The sequence below is a fragment of the Algoriphagus sp. 4150 genome (genome assembly GCF_031457395.1).
In the GTDB taxonomy this organism is placed as follows: Bacteria; Bacteroidota; Bacteroidia; order Cytophagales; family Cyclobacteriaceae; genus Algoriphagus.
In genome coordinates this window covers 279,195-299,486 of the sequence record NZ_JAVDWS010000001.1, presented here as the reverse complement: position 1 = coordinate 299,486, position 20,292 = coordinate 279,195, and the positions used below count along the sequence as shown (strand labels likewise).

Below are 20,292 nucleotides of genomic sequence, written 5' to 3'. Positions count from 1 at the left end.
TTTAGTTTTTCGTATTGTAATAACCTCCGAAATGTTTTACAGCTGACCATTCAGGAAGTGTTTCAGGCAATTTCGGAGACAGCTCACTGTAGTCTTCGGCACCAAAAACCACCCTTCCATCAACTACTGTTAATACGGATGAGACAGTTTTTATCTCTTCATCAGGAATGGTATAGTAATCTTTATTAAGCAATGTAAAATCCGCAAAATGTCCCGGAATGATTTTGCCCATTTCACCCTCTTGGTGCTCAAACCAGGTAGGTCCTAATGTGACTAATTTCAATGCTTCCTCCCTTGTTAACCGGTTATTTTTCGCAAGTATTTCAGAACCTGACACCGACTTTCCGGTAATCATCCAACTGATGCCAATCCATGGATTATAGGATGAAGCTCTAAAAGCATCCGTAGTGATGGCAAGAGGAATCCCGCTGTCAACCAACTGCCGTAATCTTGGGGTTTGCAGTGCTTTCTCCACACTATAGGTCTTTATAAATCCATCACCATGCATAGCCATTTTCATATCCAGAGAAATGCCTCCCCCCAGTTTTTTTACTCTGGCTATATTCTCAGGGGTGATTGTTTCAGCATGTTCTATGCTCCAGCGCAAACCGTCTAAAGGAGTCTTATCATTTATGGCTTCCAATGCGTCCAGAAATGTTGTGATGTTTTCATTGTAACTAATATGCAATCGAAAGGGAATTCCTTTCTCAATAAGCTTGGTAATATCCTCCTGGATATACCTGTGCATAATTTCCTCATCGATAATTACTGCCGGTCTGTCAAAATTTTCGTGGTCATGTATCTCTAATCTGAGTATTTCACCTGTACCTTCATATTCATGGCCATGTGCCATGGTTGGATGTAGGTTTTCTCCCGGACTGATGGGAGATTTTCTTGTAACGGCGTTAATTTCCGCATCCACCAAACTGGGACTGTTGGTGTCACCAAACTGAAGGTCAATGAATGGCATTCGAATATTCAGACGGTTTTCCTTTGCCAGCTGCTGTATTTGCGCATGCCCATGTGGGTAGCCATAAATACTTGCTGCGTCCACAGCTGTAGTAACCCCGAAACGGTTCATGTCATTTATAGCATTGGTAATTGAACTAAGTTGCTCTTCATCTGAAGGTTGTGGCACCATTAATTCCAGCGAGGCGAATGTAAACGTATAGGCATGTACCACTCCTGTGTAATTCCCATTTTTGTCCTTTTCGAAAATGGTTTCCGGTGAATCCGGAAACTTATCCGTACCCACTCCAAAAGCTTCCATAGCCAATTCATTCAAATAGGCACGGTTATAGGCATACTGTATAATTGCTGGTCTGTTTGGAACTGCCTTCTTGATTTCTTCGATGGTGGGCAATCGATTTTCTTCAAACTGGTACGGCGACCAGCCTCCAATCACTTTCACCCAATGTCCTTCAGGAGTTCGCTTTGCCTGCTCACTCAACATTTCCAAAGCACGGGCTAATGTGGGCACACCTTCCCATCTGACGTTGTAGTTATAGCTCCTTTCATTTAGAATATGCGTATGGGCATCATTAATACCGGGTATCAAGCGTCGGCCAGCTGCATCGATGAGTTTGGTGTTGTTGTCTTTCAACTCTAGTATCTCGGCATCAGCGCCTACAGCATAAATTCTACCTCTTTTTACTGCTAAAGCAGTAGCTTCGGGCTTGGTCAGACTTCCCGTGCTAATATTTGCATTGAACACAATCAAATCGGCACCGATTAATTGTTCACTGGATTGTGCTTGAACATTTACAGCAAATAAAATAGCTGTTATAATAATGATTAGTTTTTGCATGATTTTATTTAGTCTCATTTCTAGTCACCTAAGATTTGAAAGACTTATATAGTGTATGTTACTTTTTAAAAGAGGTCTTTTAATAGTATTTTTAATGGATCAAGCGTTCTGAATTATTGTCTATAGGCATGTTTTTACCCTTTGATTATTTAATCAAGAAATACATATAATGATTCTATTTTCCCATCTTCAAAGACAGCGATATCCATTCCTGTTGCTACAATAGATTCTTTATTTGGCCCCAGGCCCCAGATCAACCTACCCATGTTATTATTAATAACAACTGGTTTAAGTTTAAAAAAGGAAAACTCCGAAGGCATATTGTCCAGCACATTATTCACACTTTCATTGATTGCCTCATGCCCTGTTGTTTTATGCCCTACATGATATAAAGCACTATCAACAGTATAGATACTTCGGATGGATTGCAATCTTGCAAAAGCATCTCTTTGGCTCCATACCTGAGCCAGATTTTCTTCCATGAGAAGGGATAGGTCATTACTCATATACACTAATTATTATAATTAAATATTTATAAAGGAGTCTAAAGGACAACCAAAAGCTGCAAAAAATCCTGAAACAGCTTTTGGCACCTTATACAGTCTATTTCGAAACTAAATATTATTGTTGAGGAGGTGTTGTAGCAAGCAACTGCAATTCCCAAGCTAAAGCAACACCACTTCCTCCACCATGATCAAACAGAATAGGGCCCAATTGAGATGCTGTTTCCATTCGAGCCCAATCACGTTGCCATTCTGAAACCACAGCCAACCAATTGATTGGCACAATTCCTACCTGAACCATTCTACGAACAGCCATATCATGAGCTTCTGCTGAAACAGATCCACAGGCATCTGTAACTACGAACACATCATATCCTTCCCCCAAAGCTTGAATTGCAGGCATTGCAACACAAACTTCCGTCCATAGCCCTGCTAAAATCAATTGCTTGCGACCGCTTTCATTTACTATGTCAGTAACTGCAGGATCCTCCCAAGTATTGATAAAGGTTCTGTTAATAGGTTTTTGTTCAGGAAATACATCTTGAATACCTTTAAGGATCAAGCCTCCTCGTTCTTCCGTAACAGTAGTAAGAATTGTTGGTACATTAAATACTTTTGTGGCTTTAGAAAGCCCTATTGTATTGTTAATAATAATTGTAGGTTCGTGGCTATGCAAATTAGCAACTTGAAACGGCTGGTGATCGATTAGTACGACGATACTGTCTTGCGGACGAAGGAGTCCTTCAAGTCCAATCTTTGGGGTTTTGCTCATAATTTTTAAAATTTTAATTAATTATTTAATTCAACAAAGGATACTATTATTTTACCGCTACACTTAGAAATGTTAGTTATTTAAAATAATTGATAAATGAAATTGTAAGACATACAGAATTATACAGAGATAATGACATTTACTTTAAGGTCTTTCAAAGCATTAATAAAACTAATTTTTATAGAGCAAAATAGAACTAAATTAGACTGGCTCCTATCTTCCTTATACCCTATTACATTCATCAATAATGGCTTAACTTCAGACAACCAATTACTATTATTGTGCCACACTTTTAAGTTACTGATAATCAGGAGTATAAATGAAATTGTATTATAGAGTAAATTCTATTTTATAATAAATTTCTCATATATAAGAAATTTCATTTCCTTTTAAATTAAGTTCAACGTATTCAGCCACCCCCTCAAATCCTTTATGGTTATTACATTATATCATAGCAGATTCGAACTATTCTACAATAAGAAAAATAACTAATCGATTCATTATCCTTTAACTTGGCAATTTGGTTTACCTGAGCTGCTTCTTTCCACCGGTAAATATGGTGGCAACCATTATCTTGATCCAAATCAGTAAAATCGCTATATAATATGACTATACCGTATTCAAAGTTGGATTTTATACCCGCAGGTGAAATCTTGAAAAGCCTGCTTGATTCTAAGTCAACAATATTGTAAACCAGTATTTATTTTCCAGATGATACTCTGCTGTAAAAGAAATTTGATTCAGAAAGCCCTACCCAAAGGTCAACTAGTTTAATTTGATTTTTTTGTCAAAGCAGTTGAAGAAAATGATCTAGGCCACTTATCATATAAACCTATAAAAACCCTTCTTTTTTTATCCTATCAAAAAAGTATATAAACTCTTAAAGAATGCTTCAATCGGAAGCTTAATAGCAGCTTGTCTCACATCGAAAAGAATAGGAAGAAGAGAAACTTGATTCCATATAAAATTAATTCAATGGAAGAATCATTTTTTATGTCCTTTACTAAAACCAAATTGGTGACGAGGATGAGTCGAAAAAAAATATTATGTTTATAGTTTTCAAAAATTCTTCCCCAGGGCTAATATCTTATTCGGCCTTCTTAGAAATCGTTCCTCTTCTTCAAAGTGAGCGTTCAAAAATGTCGTGGAAATTTCGAAAATCAGTTTACTCCCAAGCACACGGATGCCCAAGCACAGTATGTCCATATCATCATGTTCAACTCCCTGATGTGCAGAAAAGGTTTCGTGATTAAAGCGGCAAGAACCCCTTTAAATCTAAATAAAACGATTCTCAAATTATTCTCTTGGTCTGAAATTCCTCAATGGGAGCCGTAAAGTAAGATTCGGCAGAAGCTACAAAATTTTTAAAGTGCTTAGAAGTATTATGGTTTTCAAGTGCGACTTCTGACGACCATTCTTCCATCATAATAAAAAGTCCGGGCTGGTCAGTAACTTCATGTAGATCATATTTTTGACACCCCGGCTCTTTTCTGGTTTCTTCTATAAGTCGGATAAAAAGACTATTTAATTTTTCAAGATCTGCACTATTTTTTTTTACTCGAAGGAATGCTGTTATAGTTATCATATTACTTGGATTTAATTTTGTTAATAATTGAAAAAATCATTTCGACCATCTTTAATGGTAACACCAGTAAGTTGAAAAGCGCTGTAGGCGAAGAACTCTCCCAACTGAGGTTCATCGCCAACAACCTGGCTTGCACTATCTACTTTTACATTAATACAAGCGAAAAGTGGTACAATAGTTTAGCCCAATTCCAACTACATATTCACTACTATTTTCCCTACTGTTCTGCCTGTTTCTAGCTGCAAATGAGCCCGTTTCATCTGGGAGAATGGAAATACCTGCTCTACTGATGCTTTTATATGGCCTTTTTCCAATAATAAGGCAATTTGTTTCATATCCTCACCATCAGATTGTACAAGGAAGAAATAGCCATTTACACCTTTCGCCTTGGCTTTTTCGCCAACTGCCTCGTTTAAGGTGGTTGGGATACTGATAACGCTTCCTCCTTTTTTAGTAACCAAAATAGAATGATCGATGTTATCCCCTCCAATAGTATCCAATACAAAATCGAACTCCTCCGGATGGTTTTCCCAATCATAGTTACGGTAATCTAAATGTGAATCTGCACCCAAACTCAAAACAAAATCCCTGTTCTTTGCTGATGAAGTTCCGGTAACTTCTGCGCCTAGGTATTTTCCAATCTGTACAGCAAAATGGCCTACCCCACCGGCAGCTGCATGTACCAATACTTTTTGTCCGCCTTTTACTTTCGCATTTTTAACCATTGCTTGCCAAGCGGTTAATGCAGCTAAGGTACTTGCAGCTGCTTCTTCAAATGAGACATTTTCCGGTTTAAGAGCCAATTGGTTTTCGGGTGCCACTACATATTCGGCATACGCTTTACCGTGACCGGGAAAATTCACCATTCCAAAAACTTCGTCACCTATCTTAAATTTGGATACTTCTGCGCCTACATTTTCTACCACACCTGCAATGTCCCACCCAAGGATCAGGGGACTTTCTGTTTTTATTCGCCCATACACGCCATTACCATTATGTGTTTTTATATCTACCGGATTAATACTAAGCGATTTTACTTTGATCAATACTTCATCGGAAGAAGCTGTCGACTTTTCAGCCTCAGAGTAAATCAGTTGATTTACATCTCCAGGCTGTTCTACAATAATTGTTTTCATGTGTTTGTATTTTGATTTTCTATTGTCACATGGAATCTCGCATGTAGGATAATCATCCCTCTCCCGAAGCAAGTTCGGGACAAGTTGTGTGTCGCCTTCAACATGCTCGATTTCATATGATTATAATTTGTTTTTAAAGGCCATATGGAATCTCGCATATGGGATAATCATCCCAGTATGTGTCGTTTTCGACATGCTCGATTTCATGTGATTATAATTGATTTTTTACAGTAAAGAAAATAGCTTTTATAACAATGTTTGATTCTTTCATAATTGATGATTTAATAGCACAACAACACTCAGTTCCACGCAAAGTTGACTATAAAGTGAAGACTTCGGGTTATGCTTCATCGTTTTACAGTTTTGATCAATTATTTAGTTTAACATAGACGAAATTACACAATGATACTGGAGTGTATATTTAAATGTGTAAATTCAAGATAATAGATCAACCTACTTAAATATTAATGAAAACTCATATACTAGGATTGTAAGGACTTACAAGTTCTTAATGAGATTGACTAATGAGAAAACTCAAACTATACACCAACTAAACTATTCCTTTTATCTCAATAAGACATTCATATAATATTATCTACAACCATCCTTACGATAATAGTGCCATTTATTTAAATTACTGATAACCAATTGTATACCACATATTTTACAATGAATAAATTCTATCATATAATAAATTTCTCATATTTAAGAAGTTCTATTTCCTCCCTATTCATTTTATACAGTATCCTCAGTAAAACAAACATTGGTTTTGATGTGGATTTTGTTTGCAATGAGACCTGAAACACTCAGCACCTCATTAAGCTTACCGTGAAGATGAAGTGAAAATTAGGGAGGGGGTGTAATTAATTTTCAGAACAGTGCACCAAAAAATGGCTGAATTTTTTCCGGAACCTGCTCATCATCTAGCATGTCAATTAAATCAATTTCAATGTTACGGACTATGGTTCCGACGGGTATGTCGTTTAGCAGTCCTTCAAAAGGATTTTCGCTAATGTCACCTACGTATTCCATGAACATAAAAACCCAAGAAACGATCATATTCAAAGGAATCATCAACAACATGTACTGCTCTCCAAGCTCGACGAACTGTGGTAGCAATCCAAAAGGCAGTAATGTCATGAAGACGATAATGAACAGGTTTGAAGTGGTCGCATACTGGCGCGGAAAAGGCGTGTTTTTAATTCGCTCACTCTTTCCTTGTTCGTCATATAGATTGCTAATTAAGTTTTGTAAGGCAATATGCTGGAAAGTATCCAGCTTACCCGCCTGTCGCAACCTGGCAAGATGCTGAGACTGTTTATCTAAAATTTGTGTAGATAGATTTTTCTTACCTTTCAGAGCAATATGCTCCTCAGCAGCAAGATACTTTTCGATATCAACCTGGCATGGGGGTTGCGAACTTTGCAGAGTGTCGCGCTGCCTTTTGCTCGCACGATCTTTATGTTCCCAGCTTGTGCGCTGCCACATGGCATTTTTCAAAGCATACAGCCAGGCAATATGCCTGTAAATGATAATCCGTACATTTTCATCCAAATCATTGCCTACTAGATCGTTCTTAAAGTGATAAGCCTTCAGCGCTGCTCCAAATGATCTGCTATGATTGGTTATGCTACCCCATATCTTACGCGCTTCCCAACTCCGGTCATAGGATTGATTGTTTTTAAAACCAACAAAAAAAGCTGTAGCCGTTCCTACCAAGGACACTGGAAGCCAAGGAATTGCAACCCATTTCCAACTTAAATATGAATAGGCAAAAATAGCTATAAAACTCGTAAAAAATGAAAATAAAACCATTCGCCATGAGTAATAGTAAACTATGAGGGGAGACAAATATCGTTTTACATACATAAGTTACATTCAGGATTGACGGTGAGTGAATATATTAAAATCATTCTTTTCTATTGAATAAGCAGACCGAACAATCAGTTTTGTGCTTTTATACAAAAATACAGTGGTACAAATTTACTAAGGATAATTATCCAATTTTCCTTTATGTGCTTCCTTAAATTTGGAAAATGAATCCTAATCACAGCAATCGTCTTAAAAACAAACCTGTGTTTGTGGGCAGCAATCCAACGGCATTTTCCTGGATCAAATCTGTAGCCAAACCGAATTGCCAATCATTATAACTTAGGCCTAGTCGTAGGTATTGATTGGCAAAATTGTATTTGAGATTGTTTTTGTAGTTAAAATTATAAGAACCCATTAATTGGGTAAATAATCTCCAGCTTCCACTCTCATTCAATGGTGGACTGTAAGTGAGGAGCATCCAGATTTCGCTATTAGGCGATTTAATAGGCTCAAACGAGCCAAAAACCAAAAAGTAAAGATCTCTGATTTCGCGGCCATAAGCTATCGCAAGTTGAGGTACAAACCCAGCATTTGTTATGTAACCACCCCCTCCTGCACTAACCCCCTCGGCTACATCATAAAAAAATAATGACTGGCCGAGAAAGCTACTTTTCAGCCGATCGGAGTATGGAGCTTCATATCTAAGATATCCGAAATAACCAAATCGGCTGGTTGAATCCATATACTTAGTCATATACATCTGGTGGGCAAAGGCACGATTTCCTGCAAACACTTCGACCGGGATTTCGCGATCCTGTGCAATCGCGGTGGAATGCATCCAAAGCAGTGTTATAGATTTAACAGCAAACAACAGCCATCTCATAGCCGGGCGAATTGAAAACAGTTTATTAAGCATATTTATATTTATTTTTAGGTAATTAGCTAAAAACCTAGGTTAAAGATTAAGTAATTTTTAATTTTTCTGTTATTATGATTTGCTAAGTATTGGAATAATTGTTTGTCACATATACAACATAACATCTACCACCTTTAGCAATCAAACCATTAGGAAACAAGAGTATTAATATATACTCATATTAGCCTATTTGAAAAACACAATTTACAATCGCTATGCCATAAACATTATTGATTGATTACCAGTGTTTTAAGTATAGTTTTATTACTTAATAAATTCTACTATTTAGGATATTTCTATCATTTAAGAAATTATATTAGTAGTTATAATTGATTTTTTGACTATATACAACTAATAATTTTTAGACTAAAAAAAAAAAAAAAAAAAAAGAATAATATAAAATCGAAAACCAGAAAACCGTAAACACCGTAATAGAGGTAATTACTTAAGTTCACACCACTTGTTGTCCAGTGTGACTTATAGGTTTTCCTTTGCAAATTTGCTAAACATTCAGATTATTGAAGGCAGATTTCGTATAATGTAAGGAAAAGTTCCGCCGGCATATTCGCTCATAACGATGGATTTCCAAATGGATGAAAAAAGAAGATTTAACTAGTGCCTCCTAATTACTTCTATGATTGCTTAAAGACTTCAGACTAACTTGCTTCTCAATACCCAATCTTTTCATTTTAGCAAAAAGGGTTTTGTCCTTCATCTGCAAAATTGCAGCAGCTCCATTAGGGCCGCTTATGCGCCAATTTGTATGTTCGAGCACTTCAATGATATATTCCTTTTGTTTAATCTCAAAAGGCTGAAAATCATTTTTAAAAGCTGAAATTTCATTTTTAGGGATCCAGCTCCCAGGACCCAAAGTTGTGCCGTTCTCCACTATTACCGCACGCTCGATCAAATTTTCCAGTTCCCTGATATTCCCCGGAAAATCATAATTCATTAAATATTCAATCGTTTTTGTAGCTAACCGCTTAAAGGATTTTCCAGCTTTTGTAGAATATTTTTCCAAGAAAAATTGAGCCAATAAAGGTATATCATCTTTTCTGGCCCGGAGAGGGATATTATATATTGGAAAAACATTCAAGCGGTAATAAAGATCCTCTCTAAAAAGACCCTCCCGCATCATTTCCTTCAGATCCCGGTTTGTTGCAGCAATAATCCGGACATCAACCTTAATTGTTTTTGTCCCTCCCAGTTCATCGAATTCACCTTCCTGTAAAACTCTTAATAGCTTAGGCTGAAGCTCCAGAGGTAATTCCCCTATTTCATCAAGAAAAATTGTTCCACCATCCGCAAGGGCAAACTTTCCCATTTTATTGGCGACAGCCCCGGTAAAGGCACCCTTTTTATGCCCAAACAACTCACTTTCTATGAGTTCCTTCGGTAAAGTAGCGCAGTTGATTTTAATTAGAGGACGGGTTTTTCTTTTACTATTGCTATGTATAGCGCTTGCCAGTAATTCCTTTCCGGTTCCGGACTCGCCCGTAATAAGTACCGTTGTATCAGTAGAGGATACCTGATCTACCTGCGTTAGTACTTTTTTATAGGAATCACTACTATATAAAATGTTGTTAAAATTAAAATTTTTACTTATCTCTTCCTGTAAATATTCATTCTCATTTTCGAGACGCTCTTTTAACGATTTGATCTCTTCTAATGCTTCATATAATTCCAAATCACGTGTTTTTCTTGCTGTAATATCTCTTACAACTGCACAGCTATAGTCTTCACCATAATATTTTAAATGACTGGCTGTTATATCAGCGGGAAACTTCGTTCCGTCTTTTCTGGTAATTATCCATTCCAATCTGTGTGAGCCTTTTTCTCTAAGCTCCCTGAAATGTCCTTCCCAAAATCCCGTTGTAAGAGAGGGATCTATCTCAAACATATTAAGCCGATCCAGCTCCTGTTTGGTAAATCCCAATTTATCTATCAATGATTCACTGTAATGCAACAAGTCCGCTTTGTCATTATATACATAAATCAAATCCTGTGCATTATCAATGATAGTTTTATAGAGTGTTAGATCATTGTCCTTTTGTTTCAATTCAGTAACATCCTGATAAATTCCGGATACTTTATAAACTTCATTCCCCTTCAAAATAGGTTTTCCTATAGCTCTGATATATCTGGGTGGTGAATCCTTGGTAGCAAGTATCTCATCAAAAGGAATTGCTTTCTTAATTAGCTGTACAAGTAAGGATTCGAGCCTATAGCAATCTTGAAATCTATGTATGATTTTAGAAGGAGTTAAGTCCTCCTTATTCGTGGTATTGAAAATTTTCAATGCACAATCAGTACTAAAAATGGATCCATCTTGTAAGTTAAATTCCCACCCTCCAACACTTCCTATCACTTTTGTATGATCAATTACGTGTTTAAAGAAATTAGACTCAGATGTTTCCTTGAAAATCCCACATATAAAATTCATTCCATTATACATGAAATACTGAGCACAAACTTCTACATTATAAAATGTACCACTTTTAGTTTTATGTGTAGCCGGAAAATTAATACTTCCTTTTTCGGCAACTTCCTTCCAATGATTTTTCCAGGTTTCAGGGGTCACAGTAACATTAATATCTGAGATCGAAAGTTGAGTAGTTTCCTTCTTGTCATACCCCATTACTTTACAAAACATTTCATTGGCATATACAACTTTCCCTATGGAGTCTAACCATATTACTTCATACGGTAATTTATCAATAACCAACTCCTTAACATCTCTATATATTTCCATAGTATAAATTTTAAACTGAAACCTTTGTATTTACCATCAGTAGTTGATGTTTTATTAGAAGATAATTATTGTGCATACATTTTTCGAAATGGGTTGTCTCACATTCTTTGTCATGTGTTTATAATTGTTTTTTAGCAGTCACATAGCCTGTCCCGTCCGCCGCGGCGGATCGGGAGAATCTCGCATAACGGATAATCATCCCTCTACCGAAGCAAGTTCGGGACAAGTTGTGTGTCGTCTTCGACATGCTCGATTTCAAGTGTTGTACCAATAGTGTAAAATGAAGTCCAAAACAGATAAAACTGTTTTAAAACACTTATAAAGAGGTTTTTCATTTGAAAAACCCTAGAGCCGGGTTACAAAAAGTTAGCTTAGACTCCAAGGACATGGAGATTTATATCATCAACCTCTACCCTGTTGGAGGTTAGCACTGTACGGGGAATTCTACGTTAATTAATACTTTTTACTTTCAATAGTATAGTTGAATGGAGGGCAAAGTTCATTTGTATTATGTATGCATTTATCCCATGGAGCAATGGATGTAGTAAAGAGAAATCAAAAATGGCTTAATTAAGGAGGCTAGGGTCTGGCACCGGGCGAACCTAAAATTACATCACCGGTTTCCTTAGAAAGTTCTATAAACAACCCCATGTCGTTGGGTATATCCGGTGGCTGGGTGGCATCTGAACCGGGAATTCCCACGGTACGGATCAACTTTGCAAACCCACTGGGAGAGGCAACGGTGAGGGCACGGTTTACTTTTTTATCGGAAGCCGCTACAACATGTGGCGTATTGGGGAGGATAAAGAGATGTTCGCCTGGGGCGAGTGTAATTTTCTCTTTGTTCAAATAAACGGTAAATTCTCCTTCCAGCACATAAAGCTGTTCTGCATATTTCGTGTGCAAATGTAAAGGAGTTTCCATGTTTGACGGAAATTGCCCTTCTATCAGATCATAAGCTGAATTTGTCTGATGTTCATCTGCCAGAACACGAAGGTAAGTGCCAAATAACCAAAATGCTTGAGACATATGTTTTTTTTTGTGTGGATTAATAGCATACTGCGGGCTAATCGTTCAAGAACAAGAATTAGATTCTATTGAAGCCAACATTATGTATGTCTGATTAGGTTATTAAAAAAAGTGCCAGACAATAAGGTAATTGCAATAGCCGAAAAAGATACTTTTAACAGTCTAAAAACTAATGTTTTGTGAGATATTTACTATTTTTCATGTACCACTTTTATATCGCCTTGACTCCAATATTATAGAGTTTTTTGGAGGAATCTCCATAGAAATGGATTTTTTTATGACATGGCTATGAAACATTTGCTGTTGAAAACAAAGCAAATGCATTCAGGAAAAATCATCGCAGATTTCTATCTTTACTAATCATCCCGTACACAAGAAAAAGAAGAATCACAATGCAACTGTACGGGCAATGCTTTGCAGATTTTTTTGCTTAAATTAATCATGCATATCCTTTCAAATGATCTTGAACCATGCCTGTTTTGCTTAATCAGGAGTTGGATTACTGATAAATAGCCCACCGGAATTAGAAATTAGTCAATCTTTTCCGCAATGTAGATCAATTAGGGGTATATCAGGAATGAATGCACATAGCCACTCCCCCACCTCTTTTCAAGAAATGGGGATTAAAATCTCCAATATATTGGAGATTCCAAGTAAAATTCTCCAACATATTGGATACTTTAGAGATAAGAAATAACAGCTACCCTGAATTCAGATGCCACGCAACTGCTATTTCTATACCAAATATTAGTCAGATGCCAGATGTAATCTTAACTAGTAGACTGTATAATCTGCGTATCATTAAAGCTGAGGGGGCAATAGGTAGACCATTTGACTCTGTTGAGTTTTCTGTCTTCAAAAAACTTCCGGGAGGTTTCTTCTTTTTTGACCTTCTGGTCTTCTGATTGCTAAACTATCGTGTTATGAGTTACTGCCAGCGTATACTTTTGCATCTATGTTTGCTGCTAATACCCTATATACTGCATTCACAACAAATCCCAAGAAGTGAAGCGGATAGTCTCTTGCAGCTGCTCGCGCAAAACAAGCCTGATACCAATCGGGTAAAAGTTTTGCTACGGCTGGGCGAGTACCAGCGCTACAAACCCGGTGAGTTTAAAGCTGATCTGGACTCTGCCCGCACCTATGCCGGGCAGGCTCGGACCTTGAGCCATAAACTGGCCGATTACCGGAGGGAAGCCAAAAGTCTCAACCTGCTTGGCTTTATCAACCTGGAATTAAGAGACTTTCACTTGGCCATTGCCTTCCATCAGGCGGCCACAAACCTCTTTTACCAGCCATGATGATTCCACGCTACCCGATAATGTTTGCCTTCCTGCTGATTCTGTTGGTCTTCCTCACCGGTTTCCAGGTCAGGGCTCAAACTTTCCATCCCTGGCTATCATCGGCCGCCGCTGACAGCGTGTATACGCTGCTCCAGCAGAGTAAGCCCGACACAAACCGGGTAAACTGGCTGCTGCAACTGGGGGAAGATTTAGTAAATAAAAGTCAGTCTCATCTCATTCCGGGTGATCTGGACAGCGCCGGCCGCTATTACCGGGAAGCCCTAGCCCTGAGCCAGTCACTGCACTTCAAGCAGGGGCAGATCCGCAGCGGGTACTTATCGGGCATACTCGCTTCCCATCAGGACAACTTTGCACAGGGCGTTTCGCTGGTTAAGCAAGCCCTGGCCCTGAGCCGTGACTTGGGCAACCTGCCCCTGGAAGCGGAAGGGTGGTACTACCTGGGAGAAGCCTATGAACGTTCGCCGGAAGGCTTACCCGAAAGAATCCGGTGCTACAAACAAGCGAGGAAACAATACCGGCAACTTGGGAACCGGGAGAAAGAAGCGTATCTGCTCAAATGCATTGCCGATATGCACCTCATACAGGGGGAATACGTGCAGGGATACAGTGAACTTCTGGAGGTACTCTCCCTGTACCGCTCGATTGGCTACCGCAAGCTCCATTACACGTATGACCTGCTGGGGGTGGCAAATCATTACCTTAACAACTATCAGGAAGCGATCCGGTACGGCCTGGCCAGTGTTGAAAGTGCCCGGGCCACTAAAGATACGGCCGGCATCAGTCTCTTTTACCGGCGGCTAGGGCTGCTACACGAAGAACTCAACCAGTGGGAAAAGGGACTGCACTTTTTACGCAAGGCACTGGACAATCGCCTGCAGGAAAAAGACCAAGTAGAGGTCATGCTCATCGCCCGGCTAATGGTCTCTAACCTGCTGGAGCAGGGGAAAGCGAGGGAAGCCTTCGATTTTTTCACAAAAATTGTAAAAGAACACCCCCCTACCAACAAGGACTCAAATTTGGAGATGGCTATTGCCCTGGCCGAGTGTCACCTGGCGCTGAAGCAATACCCGCTGGCGGAAAAATACTACCTGCAGATGATGGACATTGAAAAAATGATTCGTGAAAACGATTGGCGTAAAATAGAAAATTACCGGCGGATCGGAAATTTCTACCTCATCACCCGGCAGTATGGCACAGCGCGCCACTACCTGGACGAGGCCCTCCACCTCAACACCTTGAAAGGCTCAATGCAATATGCGGTGGACATTCATTTGCTGCTGTTCAGGGTAGACTCCGCCCAGGGCCGCTACCAGGAGGCCATTGCTCACTACCAACGGTACAAATCGCTTAATGATTCAATCTTCAACGAAAAGCAAAGCAGGCAAATCGCCAATCTGCAAATCCAGTACGAAACCAGGGAAAAGGAGCAAAACATTGCCCTGCTGACCCAGCAGAATGAGATTCAGCAGGCACGGCTGAAACAAAAAGATTTTCTGCAGCAGGTAATTGTTGCCGGGGGGGTTATGCTGCTGTTCCTGCTGGGCCTGGGCTACAACCGTTACCGGTTAAAACAACAGAGCAACAGGCTATTAGAAGCTCAGAAAAATGAATTACAGACTCAGCACAGAGAACTACAAACCCAGCAAGCCACGCTTCAGCAACAACAGCAACAGATTAACCAGAAGAACCAGGCATTAGAGCAATTATTAGTAGAGAAAGAACGATTGCTCAAAGAGATCCACCACAGAGTGAAAAACAACTTGCAGATTGTCATGAGCCTACTCAATTCTCAAGTAGCATCCCTGCAAGATAAAGTGGCTTTGTCTGCCATCCAAGATAGCCAGAACCGGGTACAGGCTATGGCACTCATTCATCAGAAATTGTATCAGGCAGAAGGAATAGCCCGTATCCCGATGAAAGCCTATATTGAAGAATTGGTGGCTTACCTTCGAGACTCTTATACTCTTTCCCGGAAGGTTAATTTCAAACTGTTTATCGGACAAATAGAACTGGATGTGAATATGGCTGTCCCTTTAGGTTTGATTATCAATGAAGCCATTACCAATGCATTCAAGTATGCTTTTCCGGGAGAAAATTCCGGTTCCGTACTTATAAGTCTGTTGCAAAAATCTGATACAAGCTGTGAATTAACAATTGAAGATGACGGGGTGGGTTTTCCCAAAGCGTTTGATCCTTCACAAAGCCGTACTTTAGGTATGACACTGATTCGTGGTTTTAGTGCCCAACTGGGCGCAGAGTTAAGCTTAGAAAGTAGGCAGGGGATAAAAATATCCCTGATATTTACTGATGAGAAATTAAGTCCCATTCATAATAAAGCAGGTTATGCCCATTAATACCACAAACCAGATACTGCCAACCCAGCAAACCATCCTGATAGTGGAAGACGAGTTCGCTGTTGCCAATGATCTACAGCAGATTCTCGAAAAAGCCGGCTATCGGATAAGTGGCATTGCCTTTACGGTAGCTAAAGCCATAGAACTCAAAAATCAGCTAAAGCCGGATCTGGTGTTACTTGATATTCTACTCAAGGGCGAGAAAACAGGCATTGACCTTGCCAGGATACTGGCAGAAGAGAATATTCCGTTTATCTATGTGTCGGCTAATACAAATTCAAGTATTCTAGAAGAAGTTAAGACCACCCAACCGTATGGATTTATTGTAAAGCCTTTCCGTGAAAAAGACGTACTGATTGCCCTGGAAATTGCCCATTATCGCCATGCCCATCGTATTGAAGTACGTGTAAGGCAAGAGCAAGCGCTGCAGATTGCTTTAACTGATGCATTCTCCGGAAATGATCCTTGGGAGGATCGCTTACTGAAAGTAACCAGTCTTTTCCAAGAGCATATTCCATTTGATTATTTCATTATAGGCTTTGAAAAAAATCACTTAGTTGATGCCTACCGTTCTTGTAGTTTCTTTCGTATAGGAAAAGAGGAGTACCAGACTATCTGGATAGAAAACTTCCTTCAGATGACTGGGCTTACGTTAGAAAAGTATCAGGCAATACAGGAACAGATACCTGATATTACAGAAGCTATCTATAATGGGAAAGAGTTTGAAGAACTCTGTCGGAGGAACCCCATCAAACAATTGATCTCCAAAACTTTTAATATGCAGTCTAACTTGATTATACCCCTTAAAACAGCAACAAACGGTACTTTCTTCCTTTCCTTTTTCAGTCGCCAGCCTTCTACCTTCCTGAAAGAACACCTCTATATATTGGAACGTTTAAGGCCTTCTCTGGCCTTAACAGTAGACCGCCTGATGGCATTTGACCAGATTCAGCTGCTGAGTGAGCAATTAGATCAGGAAAATAAGTGTCTGCAGGAGGAAGTGAAAACCGGAGCCAATTTTGAAGAAATGATCGGAGAAAGTTCTGCATTGGTGAATGTGTTTAAAAGTATAAGCCAAGTAGCTCCTACAGATTATACCGTACTGATCCTGGGGGAAACAGGCACAGGAAAGGAGCTCATTGCCCGTGCTGTGCATAACAGATCTACCCGCAAAGGCAAAACGTTGATTAAAGTAAATTGCGCAGCTTTACCTCCTCAGCTTATTGAGAGCGAATTATTCGGACATGAAAAGGGTAGTTTTACCGGAGCCATTGAAAAACGTATAGGAAAGTTTGAATTAGCACATGGAGGCACTATTTTTCTGGACGAAATTGGTGAGTTGCCAATTGAACTTCAGGCTAAATTGCTCAGGGTATTACAGGAAAAAGAAATTGAGCGTCTTGGGGGTAAAGGACCGATTTCTTTGGATGTAAGGATTATTGCTGCTACCAACCGAAACTTGCAAGAAGAGATTACCGCAGGCCGTTTCCGCTCTGATTTGTACTACCGGCTTAATGTATTCCCGATTAAACTCCCTCCTTTAAGGGAACGTAATGAAGACCTGATGCCCCTAGCCATGCATTTCCTGAAAAAGATTTCAAAGAAACTGGGGAAAAGTTTAACCGGAATTTCTGAATCTACGAAACAGCAGATGCTTAACTATCACTGGCCGGGAAACATACGCGAACTGGAACACTTACTTGAGCGCGCGGCAATTATGGCTACCTCACCGGTAATTTCACTGGTAGAACCATTATTATACGAGACTTCTTATGATGCAGACCTAGCTATAAGTGAACCCCCTTCTGTACAACTAGTAAAACCCCATATGAAGGCTGAGAAAGACAATATTCTGAAAGCATTAAACATATCAAACTTCCGCATACGCGGAAAAGGCGGAGCAGCTGAATTGCTAGATGTAAAGCCAACTACGTTAGAGGCTAAAATGGCAAGGCTCGGTATTCACCGCAACCGTTAACCTTGTAACAGCGCTTGATCTGAGATCCGGGTTTCTCTTTAGCTAAAATGTGAATTTCTCAAAAACCACAAAAAACAGAATCAACAAATTATTAATTACTGCTAAAGTTCCCTAAAGACTTCAAACCAATCTTCTTCTCAATGCCCAATCTTTTCATTTTAGCAAATAGGGTTTTATCTTTCATTTCCAAAATCGCAGCTGCACCGTCCGGCCCACTTACACGCCAATTGGTGTAATTAAGCACCTCAATAATGTAATCTCTTTGTTTTACTTCAAATGTTTGAAACTCATCCGAACAAGCAGTACTTTCCTTTTCGGGTATCCAGCTACCCGGTCCCAATGTAGGGCCATTCTCAACGATCACCGCCCGTTCAATCAAATTTTCCAGTTCCCTAATATTACCTGGAAAGTTATATTTCATCAAACAGTCAATGGTTCTGGTGGATAAGCCCTTAAAGTATTTTCCGGCTTTTGCAGCATACTTTTCCAAGAAAAACTGAGCCAGTAAAGGTATATCCTCCTTTCGTGACCGCAAAGGAATGTTAAAGATTGGGAACACATTTAAACGATAATAGAGATCCTCCCTAAAAAGCCCCTGTTGCATCATTTCCTTTAAATCCCTATTTGTTGCGGCGATTATCCGAACATCAGCTTTTAATGTTTTAGTACCTCCTAATTCATCATATTCGCCCTCTTGCAATACTCTTAACAGCTTTGGCTGAAGTTCCAGTGGTAGTTCACCAATTTCATCAAGAAAAATTGTTCCACCATCTGCAAGTGTAAACTTCCCCATTTTATTGGCAACAGCTCCCGTAAAGGCTCCCTTTTTATGACCGAATAATTCGCTTTCAATGAGTTCCTTGGGCAAGGTGGCACAATTAATTTTGATAAGGGGACGGTTCTTTCTTTTACTATTACTATGAATGGCACTAGCCAACAATTCCTTTCCGGTTCCGGATTCACCCGTGATTAGAACTGTTGTATCTGTTGAGGCTACTTGATCTACTTGTGTAAGTACTTTTTGGTATGAATCACTAGTATATATGATGTTATGATAATTATTTTTTTTACTGAGCTCCTCCTGTAGATATTCATTCTCACTTTCAAGACGATCTTTTAATAATTTAATTTCTTCCAATGCGGATTTAAGCCGTATCTCTTGATTTTTTTTGTCTGTAGTATCCCGCACAACTGAACAGATATAATCTTCATTTTTATACCTTAGATGGTTAGAAATGATATCTACAGGGAACTGAGTTCCGTCCTTTCGTTCAATAGACCATTCAAAATGGTGAGAACCAGTTTTAATAACATTCTCAAAGTGAGCTTCATAAAATTCCTCCGTAACCATGGTATCCAAGTCGAACATATTCATCTGATCTAGTTCCTTCTTACTAAATCCGAGTTTATAAACCAATGATTCACTATAGTGCAACAGTTCTCCTTTGATGTTATAGACATAGATCAAATCCTGGACATTATCAATGATTTTTTTATAAAGTAATAAATCATTCTCGCTTTGCTTAATATCAGTAACATCCTGATAGATTCCTGACACTTTATACACCCTATCACCTTTTAAAATAGGTTTTGCTATTGCCCGGATATACCTTGAGGCTAATCCCTTAGTTTCAAGAATTTCATCAAATGCGGTTGCATTCTTCGTTACCTGCTCAAATAAAGATTTAAGTTTATCACTATCTTCAAACCAATCTATGACATTGGCAGGTGATAAATCATCAGTATTTTCAGTGTTAAAAATATTTAAGGCACACGTAGTAGCAAAAATACTTCCATCCTGTAAGTTTAACTCCCAACCTCCCACACTTCCTATTTCTTCTGAGTTATCAATCAGGTTCTTATAAAAACTAGATTCTGATATTTCATTACAAATCCCACATATTAACTCTTGATCATTGTATATAAAATGCTGTGCAAAAACCTGAACAGTATAAAAATTACCTCCCTTTTTCGTATGTGTTGCGGTAAAATTAACACTTCCCTTTTCACAAACTTCCCGCCAATGGTTAGCCCAACTTTCAGGAGTTACCGTAATGTTAATATCTGAGATGGTAAGCTTTGTTATTTCATTTTTACTGTATCCCAACACATCACAAAACTTATCGTTGGCATAAACAACATTACCATTGCAATCTGACCATACTACTTCATAGGGCAATTCTTCGATCAATAACCCCTTGACATTTAATTCATCTCTATTATAATTATTCATTTTTCTCATCAAAAAAACATGGATTTTATAACTAAACTCTCAATAATTGAAGTTCAAAGCCCACTGTTTAACCTAGCGTACTCACTGAAAATTTTGCGACAATTCCTTACA

The 20,292-nt window shown here is 38.9% G+C and carries 14 protein-coding genes and 1 pseudogene; 4 read left to right on the top strand and 11 right to left on the bottom strand.

All coding sequences use genetic code 11. The features are described 5' to 3' along the window. Window position 1: 1 nt before the first annotated feature. The 10 genes and pseudogenes from J2X69_RS01275 to J2X69_RS01235 all read right to left on the bottom strand — a co-directional run bounded on the left by J2X69_RS01275 (window position 2) and on the right by J2X69_RS01235 (window position 12,312). Window positions 2-1,807, bottom strand: coding sequence for an amidohydrolase (locus tag J2X69_RS01275; RefSeq protein ID WP_310097202.1), 1,806 nt, complete (start codon window positions 1,805-1,807; stop codon window positions 2-4). A gap of 149 nt (window positions 1,808-1,956) precedes the next feature. After that, window positions 1,957-2,313: a nuclear transport factor 2 family protein gene (locus tag J2X69_RS01270; RefSeq protein WP_310097199.1), complete on the bottom strand. Its 357-nt coding sequence runs from the start codon at window positions 2,311-2,313 to the stop codon at window positions 1,957-1,959. 115 nt (window positions 2,314-2,428) lie between these two features. Next, entirely contained in the window at window positions 2,429-3,082 is a 654-nt protein-coding gene (locus J2X69_RS01265) for a hydrolase (RefSeq protein WP_310097196.1), read from the bottom strand. 1,059 nt (window positions 3,083-4,141) lie between these two features. Further along, a pseudogene (locus J2X69_RS24810) lies at window positions 4,142-4,324 on the bottom strand (RpiB/LacA/LacB family sugar-phosphate isomerase); the annotation flags it as partial. A gap of 49 nt (window positions 4,325-4,373) precedes the next feature. Continuing rightward, complete coding sequence (locus tag J2X69_RS01260) at window positions 4,374-4,667, bottom strand: putative quinol monooxygenase (RefSeq protein WP_310097193.1); 294 nt, start codon at window positions 4,665-4,667, stop codon at window positions 4,374-4,376. A 194-nt stretch (window positions 4,668-4,861) separates the two neighbouring features. Then, window positions 4,862-5,803, bottom strand: a complete 942-nt coding sequence (locus J2X69_RS01255; RefSeq protein ID WP_310097190.1) for an NADP-dependent oxidoreductase — start codon at window positions 5,801-5,803, stop codon at window positions 4,862-4,864. An 870-nt stretch (window positions 5,804-6,673) separates the two neighbouring features. Continuing rightward, a complete protein-coding gene (locus J2X69_RS01250) occupies window positions 6,674-7,618 on the bottom strand; it encodes a bestrophin family ion channel (RefSeq protein WP_310097187.1) in 945 nt (314 codons plus the stop codon). A gap of 232 nt (window positions 7,619-7,850) precedes the next feature. Continuing rightward, entirely contained in the window at window positions 7,851-8,531 is a 681-nt protein-coding gene (locus J2X69_RS01245) for a hypothetical protein (RefSeq protein WP_310097183.1), read from the bottom strand. A 622-nt stretch (window positions 8,532-9,153) separates the two neighbouring features. Beyond that, window positions 9,154-11,283: a sigma 54-interacting transcriptional regulator gene (locus tag J2X69_RS01240; protein WP_310097179.1), complete on the bottom strand. Its 2,130-nt coding sequence runs from the start codon at window positions 11,281-11,283 to the stop codon at window positions 9,154-9,156. Between the two features lie 579 nt (window positions 11,284-11,862). Further along, window positions 11,863-12,312: a cupin domain-containing protein gene (locus J2X69_RS01235; RefSeq protein ID WP_310097176.1), complete on the bottom strand. Its 450-nt coding sequence runs from the start codon at window positions 12,310-12,312 to the stop codon at window positions 11,863-11,865. A gap of 581 nt (window positions 12,313-12,893) precedes the next feature. Between J2X69_RS01235 and J2X69_RS01230 the strand changes: the two genes are divergently transcribed. The 4 genes from J2X69_RS01230 to J2X69_RS01215 are packed head-to-tail and all read left to right on the top strand — an operon-like array spanning window position 12,894 to window position 17,948. After that, window positions 12,894-13,217, top strand: coding sequence for a hypothetical protein (locus J2X69_RS01230; RefSeq protein ID WP_310097173.1), 324 nt, complete (start codon window positions 12,894-12,896; stop codon window positions 13,215-13,217). 18 nt (window positions 13,218-13,235) lie between these two features. Beyond that, on the top strand, window positions 13,236-13,613 hold the full coding sequence (locus J2X69_RS01225) for a hypothetical protein (protein WP_310097170.1): 378 nt from the start codon (window positions 13,236-13,238) through the stop codon (window positions 13,611-13,613). Further along, complete coding sequence (locus J2X69_RS01220; RefSeq protein ID WP_310097166.1) at window positions 13,610-15,970, top strand: histidine kinase dimerization/phosphoacceptor domain -containing protein; 2,361 nt, start codon at window positions 13,610-13,612, stop codon at window positions 15,968-15,970. The genes J2X69_RS01225 and J2X69_RS01220 overlap by 4 nt, the downstream gene beginning before the upstream one ends. After that, window positions 15,960-17,948, top strand: a complete 1,989-nt coding sequence (locus J2X69_RS01215; protein WP_310097163.1) for a sigma 54-interacting transcriptional regulator — start codon at window positions 15,960-15,962, stop codon at window positions 17,946-17,948. The genes J2X69_RS01220 and J2X69_RS01215 overlap by 11 nt, the downstream gene beginning before the upstream one ends. Before the next feature lie 91 nt (window positions 17,949-18,039). Here the strand turns inward: J2X69_RS01215 and J2X69_RS01210 are convergent, their stop codons facing one another. Then, on the bottom strand, window positions 18,040-20,190 hold the full coding sequence (locus J2X69_RS01210; RefSeq protein WP_310097158.1) for a sigma 54-interacting transcriptional regulator: 2,151 nt from the start codon (window positions 20,188-20,190) through the stop codon (window positions 18,040-18,042). Window positions 20,191-20,292 lie beyond the last annotated feature (102 nt).